This window comes from Paenibacillus odorifer (assembly GCF_000758725.1).
GTDB classification, from domain to species: domain Bacteria; phylum Bacillota; class Bacilli; order Paenibacillales; family Paenibacillaceae; genus Paenibacillus_AQ; species Paenibacillus_AQ odorifer.
In genome coordinates, this window is sequence record NZ_CP009428.1 from 5681592 (window position 1) to 5699946 (window position 18355).

Here is an 18355-nt window from a genome sequence, read left to right on the forward strand (position 1 = left end):
GCGAAGAGGCCTTCATAAGATTATGTATAAAAAAAGGCATCTGCCTTCGCGCATTCGTCCACCCTGACACGCGGGTACAAACATACTATGACAAGAGTAGAAAAAGCAGGGATCATGTAACCGATGAAACAGGAGGAACAAACATGGGGCATAAGCTCGTTGGAATATTACTAAATGCCGATATGCACCGGGGCGTTCCCCGGCTAAAAACAGGACAGGAGTCTCTATCCAACTATGAAGAGGCCGCGGCGGCATACGGTTTAGTCCCTTGCTTCCTGAAGCTCGCGGACATCGATACGGACACTGGCTTTAGTGCCGCCTATATAAAGGGAGCCAACGGATATAAAAGCGTAGTTGTTCCTACGCCTGCTGTTATCCATAACCGGGCAATATACAGCAAAAACAGCCCGGGGATGCAGCGTCTGTTGAAGCACTATCCCCTGATTTTCAATACATGTAATCGATACGGCAAAGATGAGATCCATCAGCTGCTTGAAAAAAATACGGAGCTTCGCGAATATTTACCCGTAACAACGAGAGTCTCAGGCCTAAAAGAAATGATGAATCTTTATCCCGATCTGATTCTTAAACCTTGCCGTGGAAGTATAGGGAATGGGGTCATGCGGCTGGTCCGCAAGGGATCTCAGCGTTGGACCTTGAGCTACCTCTCCCCCTCGATGCAGCGCTGGAGAAATATTCCCGTAAATCAGGCGGCGTTGCCACAAGCGCTCCGCGCACGCCTAACCTCCGTGCCTTATCTTGTACAAGAACGTATTCCCCTTGCTGAGATTGGAGGACGTCCCTTTGATCTACGCGTCACCGTTCAGCGCGGCTGGGGAGGAGATTGGCAGGTCACTGGGCTCTTCGCCAAACTGGCTGCCCCAGGGGGCTTTGTCTCCAATATAGCCCGCGGAGGAGAAGCGTTAAGCTCCTCCTTGGCGCTAGAAAAAGCCTTTTCAAGATCCACAGCGGCCCACATCCGTATGTCTGTCGAAATACTTAGCCTTGCAATCGCACGGTGTCTGGAGCAAGACCTTCCCGGACTGGCCGATATCGGACTGGATATAGGCATTACTAAGGACGGACGACTCTTCTTCATAGAATGTAACGGTCGCGACCAACGCTACGGATTTCATAAAGCCGGCCTTACGGAAATTTGGAAAGACAGCTATCGCAGACCTATGGGATACGCGCGTTTTTTAATAGAAACGAACAGTACGGTATATAACAGTTATTGATTTGTCTCCTATTCTATGTCAATATAATGCAGAGCAGAGACGACCCGTATACAACCGTACTGCTGCATTATGGAAGGGAGATGGGCATGGTAAAACAATTGCTACGGCTGATGACCGAGCTATCCTCACACCGGTGGCTTTCACGGTTAATGGGATCTTTTTCTCATAGTAGAATCAGCCGTTTTCTTATCCCGGCATTTATTAAGACTTATCAAATCCCCTCCGCTCAAGCGGAGAAAAATCCTGGAGAATATCTCACTCTTAATGAGTTTTTCAGCCGCCGGCTGAAGCCGGGCATGCGGCCTATTGCAACCGATGCTGACGCTTTGGTTAGTCCCGTAGACGCAACGATTACTGCTATGGGTGACATTACCGCCGGTACGATTATGAATGTAAAAGGGCAGGATTATAAGATCGAGGATCTCCTTAATCACTCCCCGCATCTGGAGCTGTACAAGAAGGGTTTTTTCTTCGTTCTTTATTTGAGTCCTACCGATTATCACCGGATTCACTCTCCCCTTACCGGACAAAAGGTGGAGAGCGATTATATTCGCGGACGGGCCTATCCTGTCAACGATTTCGGAATGCGACATATGAAGGGTGTCCTGAACCGCAACGAACGTCTCATTACGTATATTGCCGGGAGTTACGGGGAAACCGCGGTAGTAAAGGTAGGCGCAATGAACGTCAGCAGCATCCGTTATACGGATGCTACGGCTGCCGAGTGGCAAATAGGCGATGATCTGGCTTATTTTGAGTTTGGCTCCACCGTAGTGCTGCTCACGGAAAGCGGTACCTTTACCCCGAGACCCAAGCTTGAGGTCGACTCGAAGGTAAAAATGGGCGAACTACTGGGAACGTTGCATCGACCTTTGTAGGGAGAGTTGGGCGAATGTCAAAAATTAGAGGGTGCCTCAAAAGCCATGAAATGGCTGCTGGGTGCCCTCTTCTTTTTGAGACTTAGTGTGGAGCACAGTTGCGGACACGAACCCTCTAGCTATCGTATACCTATCGTCTAACCATCGTGTACCTATCGTTAGCTATCGTATACCTATCGTTAGCTATCGGACCCAGCTGACCTTATACGCGGATTTTTGACACATTTGCGATTCTATCGGACTCCACCGCAGCTATTGGCATGAAAAACACCCTATTTGCGCTAGATCTTAGGCAATAGCGGCACTGGAGTCCGAAACTCCGCTCAAATGGCGATAAATGGGCAAATAGCGGCTGCTGAGTCCGTAAGCATTTGCAGAGCGTTGATCGAGGTTGGTCGAGCGTTAGTTGAGGATGGTCGAGATAGTGGAGGGCTGGTCGAGATAGTGGAGGGCTGGTCGAGATAGTGGAGGGCTGGTCGAGCGTTAGTGGAAGGTGTGCGCTCGCCGCTATCGGACCCAGCTGACCTTATACGCGACTTTTTCACACATTTGCAATTCTATCGGACTCCACCGCAGCTATTGGCATGAAAAACACCCTATTTGCGCTAGATCTTAGGCAATAGCGGCGCTGGAGTCCGAAACTCCGCTCAAATGGCGATAAATGGGCAAATAGCGGCTGCTGAGTCCGTAAGCATTTGCTAGAGCGTTGGTCGAGGTTGGTCGAAAGTTAGTTAAGGGCTGGCCGAGAGTTAGTTGAGGGATGGTTGAGCATTAGTGGAGGACTAGTCGAGAGTTGGTGGAGGGATGGTCAAGAGTTAGTTGAGGATTTGAGGGCTAGTGGAGCGTTGGTCGAGGATCTACGGAGCGTTGGTCGACGGTTAACATTCAACGCTTTCGCACCCAGCTGACCTTATACGCGCCATTTTCGCACATTTGATTGGTCACAAACACACTAATAGCAAAAAGGACAGCCCCGAGGCTGTCCTTTTATCTTTTCATGTAACCCACCTAATACGCCTGTTACGCTTATTAACCTGCTACGCCCTAATGTGATTATTACGCCGCCTGTTTTGCTTACTATACCTGTACACCCGTTATACTCAATACACCTGTTACGCCTATACGCTTATTACACGCCAATTACACATGTCCCTGCTTAGCAACATCAAGCGCCTTGGCCGCTACCTGTTCCGGATCTCCTAGATAAAAGCGACTGATAGGATTCATGTCCTCATCCAGTTTGTACACGAGCGGTACTCCGGTAGGAATATTGAGCTCCAGTAATGCCGCTTCATCAATATCCTCCATAAATTTAATCAATGCACGCAGCGTATTGCCGTGGGCTGAGATAAGCACCCGTTCTTTTTTACGCAAAAGAGGTACGATCCGGTTTCCCCAGAAATCGCCTACACGATGTACAGTGTCCTCCAGGCTCTCTCCACGCGGGATATCTTCCGGACGAACACCGCTGTAGCGAATATCGTTTCTGGCATACCTAGGATCATCAAGCTCCAGCAACGGGGGTCTCACCGATAAACTCCGCCGCCAGATATGCAGCTGCTCATCTCCATATTTTAGCGCTGTCTCGCTTTTACTTAATCCCTGCAATGCCCCGTAATGGCGTTCATTCAATTTCCAAGACTTTTGCACGGGTATCCACAGCAAATCCATCTCTTCCAGTACATAGTTAAGAGTTTTAATCGAGCGTTTGAGTACCGAAGCAAAAGCCAGATCAAATGTATACCCAGCGTCCTTCAACAGCTTGCCAGCAGTCTTTGCCTCTTGGATACCCTTCTCAGTTAAATCCGGGTCACTCCAGCCTGTGAACAAATTCTGTACATTGTACTGGCTCTCACCATGACGTATTAGTACGATTTCGTACATTTTCTCTCTCTCCTTCCAACTATGGACCTTATATATTCTACCGACGAACAACATTATGCGAAACGTATCGCGGAAAGCTCTCACCTTAGTAATAACCCAATCGTAGAAATAAATATCTACCGCTACCTCATAGTTAGACCAATTAAACATCCTCAAAGGTACGTGAATGAGGCGTGCATGGACCGTGAACGGCGTGTAGATAGTGCGGTACATGAGCTTACGCTTCATTGCAGAATGTGCAACAGAAAATCTTAACTCTCACTTGAAAATACATTACATTGTACTTTGTGCAATAGATTATCGTGATGATCTCTAGAAAGGCTGCTTCTCCTGAATTTGAATGTAAGATGTGCAACAGAATTCAAATCCGACTGCTTTTAGACTCAATCCCATTGTACAAAATACAACGTGAGGCACGATGTAATGTCCATCAGTTACTCTAGTCTTCGACTTAAGTTCATTATATATATCAATTTCTAACAACACAAAAAAACCGGATGCCTCATGGCCCCGGCTATTTATATTTTTAGTCATATCATGCGATTGTATGCTTGCTTGTTCCGTTTAGAACCAGCTGTCCACGACAAAAGCGTTCGCCTGCTTTAACCGTTTTAAGCGGTTTCTAAAAACACCTCCGCCTCCACTCTTACAATCCGTGTTGCAGATTCTGCGTCTGATGATCATGCCAAGAGTCTCCTTCCAAGAAGTTATGTAAATTCTCTGTAAACTAAACTGCAAAGTATTTACCCTTGGTTGAACAAACTGAAACAAAAAAAGAGAATCAGCGGATCTCAGATGGACTTTTTCCGGTATATTGCTTGAACTGGCGGCTGAAAAAGAAAATGTCACGATATCCGAGCGCATCTGCGACCTCAGTAACATTCATTCCTGCGTACAGCAGTAAATGCTGAGCACGCTCAATCCGGGCTCGGATGACATAAGACTGCACAGAAGAGCCCGTAAGCTCCTTAAACTTAATTGAAAAGTACCGAGGCGAAAGCCCCGCACGAGCAGCAAGATCCTCTACACGATGTGCAATCCCCGGATGCTGGCTCACATAGTTCGCTATTTCGTGAATGATTTCTGTCAAATGGTTGCTAACATAACGTTCTACTGGCTTCACACGGTCCTCCCTCAGCAGATGAATCATCAGCTGCTTCAGTACAAGCTGCCCTTCTTCCTCAGCGGCGTAAGTATCCACCAGAAATAGTCGAACGTACCTAGCAAGCAGATGTTCAAATTCAACGGTTTCTGTAAGCTCACGATAGGGCAGCGGAATATCCGTCACCTCTTCGGAGACATCAAAATGAATATATGTAAGTACAAGTGGCTTTTGCGGATTATGTGTAGCACTAGTATGGTCACCCGGACGAAAAAGGAAGCAGCTTCCCTTACCTACTTGAAAGGGTTCATCGTTACGCACAACCGTCCCTTCCCCGCTCCATACATAAAATAAATCATAATTTTGCAGCGACTTCTCTCTTTTTTGCCATTTCCAGCCCGGCTCGCATACAATCTTAGCCAGAGCCGGTAAAATAACAAAAGAGGACGGCGATGCATGCAGCATAACGTTCCCTCCTAAAAGTTTTGTTAGCATAAACTACCTTGAACACTTCGCAAAACTTGCTTCGTAAGCATTTCGCTTTGTTTTGTTAGCATAAACTACCTTGAACCACTTCGCAAAACTTGCTTCGTAAGCATCCGCTTTGTTTTGTTAGCAAAGCTTGCCTCGTAAACATTCGCTTAGTATTGTCAGCAAAATCTGCTCTGACTTCGCAGCGTCCATATAGTTTTGTTTAGCTTAATCTACTCCGAGTTTCTTCGTCAAAATTCGTAAGTATTCGCTTAGTTTTGCATTTCATCTTCTTTATCATACCTTGTCATGTTGCATTTTGTACATCTTCCCACGCCAGATGCAGGCTTGTTATCCCTTCCTCCAGCTCCTCGGCATTCAGATGGGCAAAAGAAAAACAAGCGGCCGGTGCTCCCGGTGATAGCTGATATAACGCGGCATCTCTAAAATCCGTGTCGCGCCTAAGCGCTGCCGCTCGGAAAGCAACAAACTCTTCACTGCTGCGCAGCCAGCGGGCATATACATGCAAGCCCGCATCACCAGGCAGCAGCTCGAAGAGCTCCTTAAGCCGTTCCGACAGCAGCGTCCTGAGGATGCGTCCGCGTTCACCATAGATGCGTGTCATCCGGCGCAGATGACGGCCATAGCCGCCTGTATTCATGAACCGCGCCAAGGCACGCTGCTCCAGCAGCCCTACCGGCAAGGGCTCATATAGCGCCTTGGCGGCGATAGTCGGCTTTACCAGAGAGGGCGGAAGCACTGCAAAGCCTAGCCGCAGGCCCGAAAACATCGTGTTTGAAAAGGAGCCTACATACACGACCCGCTCTTCGCGATCCAGTGCTTTTAAGGGCTCAATAGGACGCCCAGCCCAACGGAACTCACTGTCATAATCATCTTCAATGATTACTGCATTATGCCGCTGCGCCCATTCCAACAAGGTCCGTCGTCGTTCCAAAGGCAGTACCACACCCGTAGGAAATTGACGGCTCGGCGTAACAAACAACAGCCGGGCATCCCAATCCTCCGGAATAAGGCCGTTGCCATCCAGCTTCCCTGCCAGCAATCGGCCTCCAGTGATCTCTACGGCTCGCCGGATCCCGTGAAAGCCCGGGTCCTCTACGACCGCTGAGCCCCCTGCATCCAGCAGCAGCTGCGTCAAAATAACGATGCCTTGCATCGAACCGCTGAACAATACGATATGCTCTGCATCCGCGCGAATCCCGCGGGTAATCCGCAGATGTGCAGCGATAGCTTTCCGAAGTCCTTCATCGCCTTGAGGTGGACAAGTGCTTTGCAGCAATCCACCTTCCTTCCCTCCGGCATAAGAGAGCGCACTGCGCCATTCGGAGTAAGGAAAATGTTCCATCCGCATACCACTACTCTGGAAGCTCACTGCTTTCTTATTACTCTTTTCATAAAAGGGTATCGGGCGCGCAAGCAGCCGCTTTCCCCATGCTGAAATAGGAATCGTAGTCTCGATTTCACAATCTCCTCCAGCAGCATCTGTGGCTTCACCCAAAGCCTGATTCTCACCGTCACTGCGACTGGCAGCTGAAGCAAAGCTATCTTCCGATACGAATGTCCCCCGCCCCGTTTCAGTCCTTACATACCCATCAGCGAGCAACATTTCATACACCTGCGAGACCGATCCGCGCGACAGCTCATAGTGCTTAGCAAGACTTCGTGTAGACGGCAACGGAGTGCCTCCCGGAAGTGTTCCTTCCAATATTCCTGCGCGGAGCGCGTGATATAACGCTAAATATTTGTAGCGGTGTATCGCCAGATATTGATCGTATGCCAGCGTGATATTCATCGTTATCCTCCTTGACCAGCAAGTGGTCCATTAAAAACTATCTTAATTGGTCCTTTTTAATTGTCAACCACTCTACTATTCTTTAAAGAACAATTACATTGGAGCAGACGCTCTAGACTAAAAAGAAAGAGGACGTGATCCCTATGCGCAGAAAAGAATTTAAAGTAGATCAGGAGGAAGAATTGGTCTCTTTTCTAAACGGAATGAGTTTTGGTTTTCTCGGGACAAGCGATGAACAGGGGCAACCGCGGGTGACACCGCTGAATTTTGTATATACAGATGGTTGTTTCTATTTCCATGGCAGTCATGCTGGTGGCAAAATGAAGTCGATCCGCAATCAGCAGAAGGTCTGCTTTACGGTAGCGGATGAGTATGCTCTTATCCCGTCTTATTTTAGCGATCCCGAGCTGGCATGCCCTGCAACCGCCTATTTTAAAAGTGTGACCGCCTACGGCACAGCCGAACCTGTCGAAGACATTAATGAAAAAGCCGGCGTACTCTCCTTATTTATGAAAAAGCTCCAGCCCGAGGGGGGGTATGATTCCATCGATGCAGAGGACCCTAGATACCGTCCCCGTCTAAAGGGAGTTGCCGTTGTGCGCATTACCCCCGAGGAGATCACTGCGAAGTTTAAGTTTGGGCAAAACCTAAAAGAAGAAGAGCGCTCCGGCATCATTTCCGGCCTGTCCGAAAGAAATAATCCACGGGATGAAGAAACGATAGAAATGATGAAAAAATACTGCCCTTTCCACGCCGAATGATATTTTTTAAAAATCGTATCTTTCCAAGTGACGGTTGCAATTGGCGGTGATATAATGTTAGGCAATGTTAACAGTATGTTATCCCCAAAGAACCCTGGAAGGATGAAACTGATGAATCCACTAGCTGGACAATTAAACGAAAGTATCAAAGCAGGAAATGAACATGTGTATGATATGCTCTCTACGCTTGGCAAAGAGATTTACTTCCCAAAAGAGGGCATCCTGAGCCAATCCGCTGAAGCAGGAGCTCACGCCAAGAAATACAACGCAACCATCGGTATTGCTACTGAAGGTGGCGTACCTATGCACCTCGGCGTCATTCAGGATAAACTCTCCGCTTACAGTCCTAAGGATCTTTATAGTTACGCCCCTCCGGCAGGTAAACCAGAGCTGCGTACTGTATGGCGTGAAAAGATGCTGCGCGAAAATCCATCGCTAGAAGGTAAAACCATCAGCAATCCCGTTGTAACCAATGCCCTGACTCACGGGCTTAGCATTGTCGCTGACCTCTTCGCAGAGCCAGGTGACGCGATTATCTACCCGGACAAGAACTGGGAGAACTACGAATTAACCTTCGGAATCCGCCGCCATGGGGAGACCGTTAACTATCCGCTGTTCACAGAAGAAATGACTTTCAACAGTGCAGGTCTGGAAGACGCGCTGCTCGCTCAAAAAGAACGCGGCAAAGCGATTGTGCTGCTGAACTTCCCTAACAATCCTACCGGATATACTCCAGGAATTAAGGAAGGCGATGAGATCGTCGCAGCTATCCTTCGTGCGGCTGAGGAAGGCATCAACGTTGTTGTTGTAAGTGATGATGCATACTTCGGGTTATTCTTTGAGGATTCACTAAAAGAATCGCTGTTCGGCAAACTGGCTCATCTGCATCCTCGTGTGCTTCCAATCAAGATTGACGGTGCGACCAAAGAAGAATTTGTCTGGGGCTTCCGTGTGGGTTTCATCACTTATGCCTCGGAGGACAAAGACCTGCTGGCAGCATTGGAGCAAAAAACACTAGGTATCATCCGTGCCACCATTTCCAGCGGTGCGCATCCTTCGCAGACCTTCGTACTAGACGCCTTGAAATCTCCGGAATTCGAAGCACAGAAGGAAGAGAAGTTCCAGATCATGAAAGGCCGTGCGAATAAAGTAAAAGCACTGCTGGATAGCGGTAAATACGGCGAGGATGTATGGACGTATTATCCTTTTAACTCCGGTTACTTTATGTGTCTGAAGCTGCACACAGTTGCGGCTGAAGATCTCCGGCTTCACCTGATTCATAATTACGGACTAGGCACTATTGCTTTGGGTGAAACTGACCTACGTATTGCTTTCTCATGTATCGAAGAGGAACAGCTCGAAGATCTTTTCGATCTTGTATACGCAGGTGTTCGCGATTTAGAAAAAGCCTAACTGAACTTTATATAGCTTACAATCAGCTCCGTTTTCATGGAGCTGATTTTTTTTGTACACGACTCCGACATTGGCCTATACACGCCCCTCTCTCCGCACATACAATACGATGTACTCAAGTACAACACACACACCGAAAGGGGAATGAACATGAGCGAAGAAGTTAGAGGCGGATATGGATGTTGTGGAGGTGGCCCATTCACTAGCACTGGCGCCATCCTGGTTCTCTTTATCTTGCTGGTTATCATCAGCCGTTCACTTTTTGTCTAACCATTAATGACAGTCTCGGGAGAGAGCTTTAAGCTCTTTCCTATTTTCAATCCCTTTTTTTTACAATAGACGTGGGTGTCCAGTAGGTCATGATAATGGCCGCTGTGACGTCCGCGTCTTTTTTTATTCCACCTTGGTCTAAGCACCAACCGCACCAACCTTCGTTACCGCAGATCACATTTGCCCGCACAAAGCAGCTATCGGACACCCCTGACCCTAAAGGCAGTATAATCCCATATTTTACTTACTTACGGACCCCAAAGCCGTTATTAGCATGCCAAACCCCAAATATGAACCTCTTCATAGGGAATAACGCCACTGGTGTCCGAATTTCCCCGATAAAGGTTATATATTGGCAAATAACGTCTGCGGGGTCCGTAAGCCTCCGGGGATAATTATGATCGGCGGCGGAGTTGCAGGCTTAATGTAGATCTAGCTAATGCGAACTTCTAAACTTAGATACTCACCCAATAACCACACCTAAAAAAGGCTGTCGCAAACGTAGAAAATCTACGGATGCGACAGCCCAAAAGCTAAAAGTATCTTTACAACTGATGTATTACAGATTGTACAGGTTGTAGATCAAAACCGCTGCCTCTGCACGGGTGGTAACACCTTGTGGATGAATCCGCAAGCCGTCTCCCTTGATCAGGCCAGCACGTATTAGTGCTGCCACACTGTCACGTGCAAATGCTGATACTTGCTGGCTATCCGTGAAACTGGACATTGAAGCTCCGTTGCCGGCTGGAAGCTGTCTGCCGGCTGCTGCAATCGCTTTTGCAGCCAGTGTCATCATTTCCTGCCGCGTAACAGAAGCGTTAGGATCAAAGCTTCCATCTGGACGACCAGTGGTGATCCCCAACTGCTTCGCCATAGCCAACGCTTCATATCTGTAATCGCCAGGCTGCACATCTGTGAAGCTTTCTGCACTATCTCCTTCCAAGCCAAACGCTTTTATAAGCAGGAGCACAAAATCTCCCCGCTTCACTTCCGCTTGAGGCACAAATTGATCCTCTGTCATTCCGTTGATGATGCCTTTAGAGCCAAGCACCTCAATCGCATTGCGGGCCCACTCAAATTTGCCGATATCCCGGAATGTCTTCTCCGTAAAGGTGATACTGTACGTACCAGAGAGAATTCCTGTAAAGGAAACCATCCCCGTAGCAGCGTTATATCTGCCACTTGGAACAACCGTTAGAATCCCCAACGAATTCAGACTATGAATCGTTATATGTCCTTCTTTACCACGTTCTTCTGATTGTGGAGTATACGGCAGGGACACCTTAACCCGCATGTCAGAACTGTTCCATACGGCTTCCTTGCCATTGATAGTTACGCTCAGTTTAAATTCTGGGCGAGAATCTGAATCCACCTTGGTTATCGTAATTACCCATGGGGTTCCTGCCTCTTTTGCCGCTTGTTTCAGCAGACTACCTGGCAGCTCCAGCACACCAAATTCAGTATGAACGACCAATGAAGTCTTATCATCTGCAAAGATTATACCGTTTGGCAATTGCAGCTCATAACCCTTAGCTTTAGCTACTGCCGGTATATCAACAGTAACCGCTGAAGTTGCTCCACTTAAGCCTGCTGTAGCAGCCTTTTTCAAGCTTTCCAGGTCTATACTTGCTCTTGCCGCACCGGTATTACTGTTCAGCACTGGTGCTGCTGTAAGGATGGTGCTGCCTGTTACACTGCCTGCATTTCCGCTTGAATCCCCCCCTGTTGTTCCGCTGTTGCCACCACCTGAGGTACCCCCGCTTCCGGAAGTTGGTGCTGTCGTTGGCTGAGTAGTCGGTTCAGAGGTTGGACTTGGGGTTGGTTCAGGCGTTGCTGTTGGTGTAGGTGTTGGTGTTGGTTCAGGTTTATCCGCAGAAACGATATATTCAAAACTGGAAATATCACTTGGCTTCCAGCCCTCTTTTACAGCAATCGCCTTAATCGTCTTGCTCTTGCCTACATAAATCACTCCACTATACAGTTCGCTGGCTGCTGTAGGTACAGTGCCATCCAACGTGTAGTGAATAGACGCTCCAGCTGTAGCTGTAGTTAACTTCACAGCAACCTGCCCTGTATAAGTTCCCCCGGCAGGATCAGCCTGCGGTGCTGACACCGTCTTCATATCAACCGCTCCGCTGATCACATACGTGAATGGAGCTACAAAACTGTTCTCCATGCCCTCTTTTACCGCTATCGTACGAAGAACTGTGACTCCTGCTGCGTCAATAGTTCCGGTATAAAGTGGACTGTCTGCTGTAGGCAACGACCCATCGGTTGTGTAATGAATCTCTGCTCCTGATGTCGCTGTAGTAAGGCTGATCGTTTGTAATCCGCTGTAAGCTCCCGGTTTCAAAGAAGAAACAGGTAAGGAAGTCTTTGAATGAATCGGCTGCTCTCCTTCTTCCGTCCGTTCAAGCGTGAACCAATCTAGATTGGCACCGTCATTATTGAAGTTCATCCGTACTACCTGTTTTCCTTGCGCAAGTTGTACGACACCACTCGCCAGCGTGTAATTCGACCAGCCACCTGTAGTAGGCATAGGCACTGTCGAGAGTTTTGTACCATTTACAGATAGCGTAGTGCTTACTCCGCCTTGTGCTGTAGCATACCGATATACGATTTTATAAAATCCGGCTTCAGTAATATCAAGCATATAATCCATAGAACCACCTGCAACGGTAAACCCGACATTTCTAAAATCCAGCACATCGCCAGTCATGGTACTCTGAATTCCATTGGGTGTAGCATCGTAATAATTCTCGGCTTCCACTTTCAAAGAACCAGTGCCATCCATGATTACTTCAGTATAAGGTTCTATTTTAATACCACTAAGCTCGTATCCTGCTGATCCAGCTTGCAGGCGCAGCTTCTGTTCACCAGCCTTCAATTGAAGAACGGTGCGTATGCCAACGGTTTGCGAGTAAAGATTCGGCACATCAACGGTTCTTAATGTCTTCCCATCCTCCGTTTTATAAATAATGCCCTTAGGAGCACCATTCGCGGAAGTCACGGTAAGCGTAAAAGTATAGTTTCCATCCTGCGGCACATTTACCCAGTAATCAATGCTGTCTCCAGCATCAATGCCGGTCAGCTTCGCTCCACTGCCTTGGCCGCTGACTGTGATACCTTGCAGCTGGTAGAATTGATCCAGTGCGTTCAAACTTGTGACTTCTATAGGTGCTGTAGCACTAGTTGTTCCTAAGAGCTTAACCTCCGCACGCAGCACGCCACCACTTGAATCGGCATAAGCATTTGCAGGCACATTCACGGTAAGCTGCAAATCACTATAATACGGGGTATGATCATTCCATGCCAGCGTCAGCTTCACATGGGTAGGGTCAAGTAAGGCAGCTGCCCCAATACTTACATGCCCCTGATCCTTACCTGGGCCCGAGACAGAAATGCTCTGAATGGCATCAGGATTAAATGTCCCTCCTGTAAGGCTGACTACCAATTCATTCCCGTTCACTTGATATGGAAGAGTACTCGGAGAAAGACTAATGCTCTCTTCGTCGTTGATTGCTGTAACTATAAGTGGCAATTTCAGAACATGGACGCTGCCAAAAGACTGATTTGATTCTGTCTGATACACATCAGCGGTAACCGTAAGCGTACGATCAGTGTCGAAATCAATAGCTCGCGTCCCCGCTAATACGACCTTCGCTGTATAATCATCCACCCGGTATACGCTATCCACAACCGTACCTTCGTAACCTTCAATAGACCAATAAGCGGTGTCCAGGTCAGGTGCATATTTGTCATTTACTAGCTTGACGATAACTTCTGCACCCTCCTCATTTCCTTCTACCAAAGCAGTCTCCGATTGAAGCCCGGGTCCGATCGTAAGCGACTGCAGATGAAATCCTGTTCCATTTACCTTCATGGTCAGCGTCTGCTCCCCGGCAGGCAAGGTTACTGTTCCATTAGCTATTTGCCAATTGGACCATCCCCCCGTCTTCGTCAAAGCATAAGTCGCTGCCGTTACCGTTGCTCCATCCTCTCCCGTCAGCAGTTCCAGCTCTGCATCATCCTGATTAGTAGCATAGGAGATCAGGAGTGGGTAGGTACCGCTGGCAGGTACATTAATCTTGTACTTCACCCAATCGCCGGGGTCAGTATAACCCACTGCACCACCCGTCACTAACACCCCTGAAGCTGTAGTGTAGTCTTGCCCTTGAAGCACACCAGGAAGCTCATGTGATCCGGAAGGCGCTTGGCGTAAAACTAATGAACGGATATTATAACCGTTCCCGTTCGTCTTCAAGGTGAGCTTGTGAATGCCCTTGTTCAGAGAGATCAAGGATTGATAATCTGCAAAATCCGCCATACTCTCCGTCTGCTGCACAATTGGAAGCGTAGCAATGACCTTACCATCTTCACTAATCTCCACCGATTTTCCGGCGCCATCGCTGAATTGAGCGGCATGCTTAAATTGAAGTGAATATTCACCGCTCTCTTTAACATCAATCACATAGTCGAAGGTGGACGAGGCGTCTGGCGAGAACCCGCCAATATAACCCTGCTCATTCACAGTGTAAACCCCTTGCGCTTCTTCAAAATCAACAGCATTCACTACACCCGGCACCGTCTGTATACCATTCAGACGTTCCCAGCTATAAGTGCCCACTGATTTCGCCGGCAGCACAGCACTAATTTGCGCACCGTCCACTAGCAATTTGAACGGCTGTGGATCCGACGTCTGGTTGATTACTACCGTCACAATCTCTTTTCCATCCGGACTAGCAAAAGCTACGTTCGTTACAGTGCTGCTTGAGCCGTAGTCACTATCAATCCGCACGTACCCCGGTTTAACGAATTTCGTATATTGGCCCATCAGATAATATTCTGGCAGCAGCCAGTAATGGTTACGGTCTCCCGAATCCTGCACAATCGGGGTTGGGTCTGGCGTTCCGGTCCACTGATGAGAGGCAATATCACTGTCCAGCATCGCTACCCAGGAGTTATAGCTGCGGGCCCAATTACGGAAATATTGAGCAATGCGGTCTGCGCCTGAGGTACCCCAGACTGCGCGTTCGGTCAAATATACATTTTTGTCAGGATAGAGATTATGGAGCTGGGTCATCAGACCAAGGTCACCGCCATAATCATGAAAAGCAGTTCCGTCCACCGCATCGTAGGCACCTAATTCAGGATTGCCAAGGATTTGTGCTGGATAGGCCATCGTGTCACCAGGATTATGATCAAATGTCCACAGCTTCACGTCTTTGAAACCATGTTCATCTAATTCCTTCCGCAGCAGTTTAGCCAGCTGGGCTTCTTGCTCCCACGGCATTTTGGTGCTTGGATATTCAATTTCCAGCAAAGGTTCATTCTGCAAGGTCAGACCTTCAAAGGTAATTCCCAGCTTCTCGTACTCCTGTACGAATTTGAGATAATATTTGGCCAGTACAGGCAGATATTCATCCTTCACTTGGCCTTTGATCATACTGTCTGTAGTCTTCATCCAACCGGGAGGGCTCCAAGGTGAGGCAAAAAACTTAATGTCCGGGTTGATGTTTTGAATTTTTTTAACCGTGCTGATGATATGGTAGTCAATGTCCTTTTGGATGGAGAAATGCTCCAAATTAATGTCGGTTTGTCCTGGAGGCATATCATCGTAGGTATAAAATTGTTTATCTGTAAAGTCAGCCGTCCCAATCGTCAACCGGAGCATACTCATTCCGATCCCTGATACAGGATCAATCATTTTCCGCAGCAATTCCTCCTGCTTCGCCGCAGACATCTTCGCCAGATTATTAACCGTCGATTCCTCCATGGAGGTACCGATCCCTAGAATAGATTGATATTTCCGGTCAGGATCAATATGGATCTCTGTACCTGCCTTCACGTCAGGAACCACAATATCCAGCTTCGCCTGCTCTTCCAGCTTCAAATCACCCTCTTGATAACGGTCAGCATAATACCATTTCCGATCGGAAGGATCTCGCTCACTCGATACCCAGGAGCTAACTACATCTGACTTAATAACATGTTTAGTGCTTTCCCCGCCATCTCCGGGATTTGATGGATCTACAGGCACATCACCTGTTCGAGTGAAGCTCACCCAGTTCAGGTTGATATCCCCACCGGTAAATTCCAGACGGATCTTTTGCAATCCTGCCTTCTTAAACACAACATTTTCTACAGCTTTCGTCTGCCAATTCTGCCAGCCACCTGTTGAGGTCACGCTTAATGTTCCTAGCTTGGTTCCCTCTGCTGATTTGATGTTGATGCCTGTAGTGCCACTATTAACGGAATAGCGGAAATCGGCTTGATACGTACCTGCTTGCTCCACATTCACGTTATATTCGAGCCACTGTCCAGCCGAGGTATAGCCGACATCGAGACCGCCACCTATATCCTGCGTATTTTCAGTTTGCAGTCCTGCGCTTTTGTTCAAAAAGTCCTCTGCCTCAATTTTGCCGGGAACCGGCAGTGAAGGAATCTCTGGAGCTTCCGGATCGACAGGAGCAGTTGGAAGCTTTGGTGTTTTCTCATTTTTGGTCAAGCCATATCCTGTTTTGAACAACACATTAGTACTGTTATTGTCTGCCGGATAATTGTTCAAAGCGAATGGCCAACGAATTGGATTTTTGCCTACAAAATCCTTAGTACCAAATAACACATCAGCTACTCCAGCACCCTCTGTACCTGGTAGCCAAGCTGCCACAAGCCCATCCCAATCTTCCACTTGGCTGGCTATCGTCATTGGACGTCCAGACACCAATACAACGATAAGCGGAATATTAGGATCAGCAGCACGTATATTCGCAAGTGTCGCCAGATCCTGCTCATCCAGATTCAAGCTGGTCCGGTCGCCATCGGTCTCGGCGTAAGGTATCTCACCGATAACAGCGATCGCCGCATCATAACCCGCAGCTCCCCGCCCGTTCAGGTTATATTTGACCGTTGTAGAAGCAGGAACAGCCTCCTTTATCCCTTCGAGGATCGTCGTGCCTTCAGTTATATTGCCCGACTTCCCTTGCCAAGTGATCGACCAGCCACCGGCTTGGTTACCGATATTATTAGCGTTTTTACCTGCTACGAATATTTTATCCATCCCGCTTAATTGCGATAGAATTGGACTTCCATTTACCTCATCGTTCTTCAAAAGAACAAGCGACTCCGCCACAGCTTGGCGGGCTAATTTGCGGCTTTCTGCTGAGCCAAATGCACTCAACAGATCCGGTTCGCTTTTGGGATGCTCGAACAATCCTGAAGCGATTTTGACATGCAGGATACGTTCTGCCGCATCATCTATGCGCTCAGTAGTAATTTTACCTTCGCCTACAAGTTCTGTGATGTACTTAATCGTATCCTTCCAAACGGTCGGCATCATGAACATATCGACTCCGGCGTTTACGGACACATACAGCTGGTTCTTCAACCCGCTAACTGCTTTGCCCTCGCTATCCACTGTGATTTGCTGCACAGCGTTATAATCCGAAATCACGAAACCGGTAAAGCCAAGCCCGCCATTTTTCTTGTCACCCTTCAAAACATCGGTCAGTAAATGTTTATGGGCATGCATTTTAAGACCTTGGATGCTGTGATAGGAGGCCATAACCGTCTGCACCCCTGCGTCTACAGCTGCTTTATAAATTTTCAAATCCTTATCCATGATCTCTTGCTCGGTATATTTAGTGATGTTGCCTTGATTTACACCATTATCCGTATAACCTTCACCTAGATAATGTTTTGCTGTTGCCGTGATTGTATCTGTCCCTGCCAATGCAGCAGCAGTCCGTCCTTGCAGTCCAAACACATAAGCCGCACCTAGTTCTGCTGAAATATCCTGATTATCACTAAAACCTTCATAGGTTCTACCCCATCTTGCATTATGAGGGGAGGCTATCGTTGGGGCAAATGTCCAGTTCGCTCCTGTTGCGGCTACTTCCCTAGCAGCAGCTGCACCAATAAGCTCAGTCAATGCGGGATCATTAGCAGCCCCTAGGCCAATATTATGCGGAAAAAGCGTTGCGCCTTTGACATTGTTATGTCCATGTACCGCATCCACCCCATAGAGCAGCGGAATGCCTAATCTGGTAGACAATGCACCATCCTGATAGCTATCTATCAAGTCTCTCCAGTTATCGCGGGTACTGTCACTTTCTTTTCCGTTAGGGAATGAGCCTCCCCCGCTGAGTACAGAGCCAAGAGCATATTTCTGTACCTCCTCAGGAGTGACGGCAGCTCTTTCTGCTTGAACCATCTGCCCAATCTTCTCTTCCAGCGTCATTCGGGATAATAGATCCGCAGTGCGCTCCTCCACACTTTTTGTGGGATCATAGTACACTGGAACTCCTGCGGCATCCGCTGCGGCCCGTGGTATACCCGCCTCAAGCACATTCAAGAATAAGGATGATAGTAAAAGCGCCACCATGAATATTGATAATCTTCTTTTCACGCCTGAATCCTCCCCCAATACTGTTTTGTTGGTACGGATGACTACGCCTATGAATGGAAGCGTATACATGATGTAAGATACAGGCTTATTATGCTGGAGCTATCTGGTAAAAGACATA

9 protein-coding genes are annotated in these 18355 nt (G+C 47.9%); 5 read left to right on the plus strand and 4 right to left on the minus strand.

Annotated elements, in window-relative coordinates; all coding sequences use genetic code 11:
* Window positions 1-143 precede the first annotated feature (143 nt).
* Window positions 144-1238, plus strand: a complete 1095-nt coding sequence (locus tag PODO_RS24800; protein WP_036679737.1) for a YheC/YheD family endospore coat-associated protein — start codon at window positions 144-146, stop codon at window positions 1236-1238.
* A gap of 86 nt (window positions 1239-1324) precedes the next feature.
* On the plus strand, window positions 1325-2116 hold the full coding sequence (gene asd / locus PODO_RS24805; protein ID WP_038573164.1) for an archaetidylserine decarboxylase: 792 nt from the start codon (window positions 1325-1327) through the stop codon (window positions 2114-2116).
* A gap of 1140 nt (window positions 2117-3256) precedes the next feature.
* Here the strand turns inward: asd and gpmA are convergent.
* The 3 genes from gpmA to pdxR all read right to left on the minus strand — a co-directional run bounded on the left by gpmA (window position 3257) and on the right by pdxR (window position 7386).
* Window positions 3257-4000 carry a 2,3-diphosphoglycerate-dependent phosphoglycerate mutase gene (gpmA, locus tag PODO_RS24810; protein ID WP_036679780.1) on the minus strand — a complete coding sequence of 248 codons (744 nt, stop codon included), beginning with the start codon at window positions 3998-4000 and terminating at the stop codon, window positions 3257-3259.
* Window positions 4001-4781: 781 nt separating this feature from the next.
* Window positions 4782-5567: a helix-turn-helix domain-containing protein gene (locus PODO_RS24815; RefSeq protein ID WP_036679782.1), complete on the minus strand. Its 786-nt coding sequence runs from the start codon at window positions 5565-5567 to the stop codon at window positions 4782-4784.
* A gap of 313 nt (window positions 5568-5880) precedes the next feature.
* Window positions 5881-7386, minus strand: coding sequence for a MocR-like pyridoxine biosynthesis transcription factor PdxR (pdxR, locus tag PODO_RS24820; RefSeq protein WP_036679783.1), 1506 nt, complete (start codon window positions 7384-7386; stop codon window positions 5881-5883).
* 143 nt (window positions 7387-7529) lie between these two features.
* Between pdxR and PODO_RS24825 the strand changes: the two genes are divergently transcribed.
* The 3 genes from PODO_RS24825 (at window position 7530) to PODO_RS31760 (ending at window position 9830) form a co-directional block, all read left to right on the plus strand.
* Window positions 7530-8147, plus strand: a complete 618-nt coding sequence (locus tag PODO_RS24825) for a pyridoxamine 5'-phosphate oxidase family protein (protein ID WP_036679785.1) — start codon at window positions 7530-7532, stop codon at window positions 8145-8147.
* A gap of 111 nt (window positions 8148-8258) precedes the next feature.
* A complete protein-coding gene (locus PODO_RS24830; RefSeq protein ID WP_036679816.1) occupies window positions 8259-9560 on the plus strand; it encodes an aminotransferase class I/II-fold pyridoxal phosphate-dependent enzyme in 1302 nt (433 codons plus the stop codon).
* Window positions 9561-9710: 150 nt separating this feature from the next.
* Window positions 9711-9830: a YjcZ family sporulation protein gene (locus PODO_RS31760; protein WP_212592220.1), complete on the plus strand. Its 120-nt coding sequence runs from the start codon at window positions 9711-9713 to the stop codon at window positions 9828-9830.
* A 559-nt stretch (window positions 9831-10389) separates the two neighbouring features.
* Here the strand turns inward: PODO_RS31760 and PODO_RS24835 are convergent.
* Complete coding sequence (locus PODO_RS24835; protein ID WP_038573167.1) at window positions 10390-18237, minus strand: glycoside hydrolase family 3 N-terminal domain-containing protein; 7848 nt, start codon at window positions 18235-18237, stop codon at window positions 10390-10392.
* Between the last annotated feature and the right edge of the window lie 118 nt (window positions 18238-18355).

Coding starts and splice junctions, on each gene's coding strand:
- PODO_RS24800 (WP_036679737.1), top strand. CDS start 144: ATGGGGCATAAGCTCGTTGGAATATTACTAAATGCCGATATGCACCGG.
- asd (WP_038573164.1), top strand. CDS start 1,325: ATGGTAAAACAATTGCTACGGCTGATGACCGAGCTATCCTCACACCGG.
- gpmA (WP_036679780.1), bottom strand. CDS start 4,000: ATGTACGAAATCGTACTAATACGTCATGGTGAGAGCCAGTACAATGTA.
- PODO_RS24815 (WP_036679782.1), bottom strand. CDS start 5,567: ATGCTGCATGCATCGCCGTCCTCTTTTGTTATTTTACCGGCTCTGGCT.
- pdxR (WP_036679783.1), bottom strand. CDS start 7,386: ATGAATATCACGCTGGCATACGATCAATATCTGGCGATACACCGCTAC.
- PODO_RS24825 (WP_036679785.1), top strand. CDS start 7,530: ATGCGCAGAAAAGAATTTAAAGTAGATCAGGAGGAAGAATTGGTCTCT.
- PODO_RS24830 (WP_036679816.1), top strand. CDS start 8,259: ATGAATCCACTAGCTGGACAATTAAACGAAAGTATCAAAGCAGGAAAT.
- PODO_RS31760 (WP_212592220.1), top strand. CDS start 9,711: ATGAGCGAAGAAGTTAGAGGCGGATATGGATGTTGTGGAGGTGGCCCA.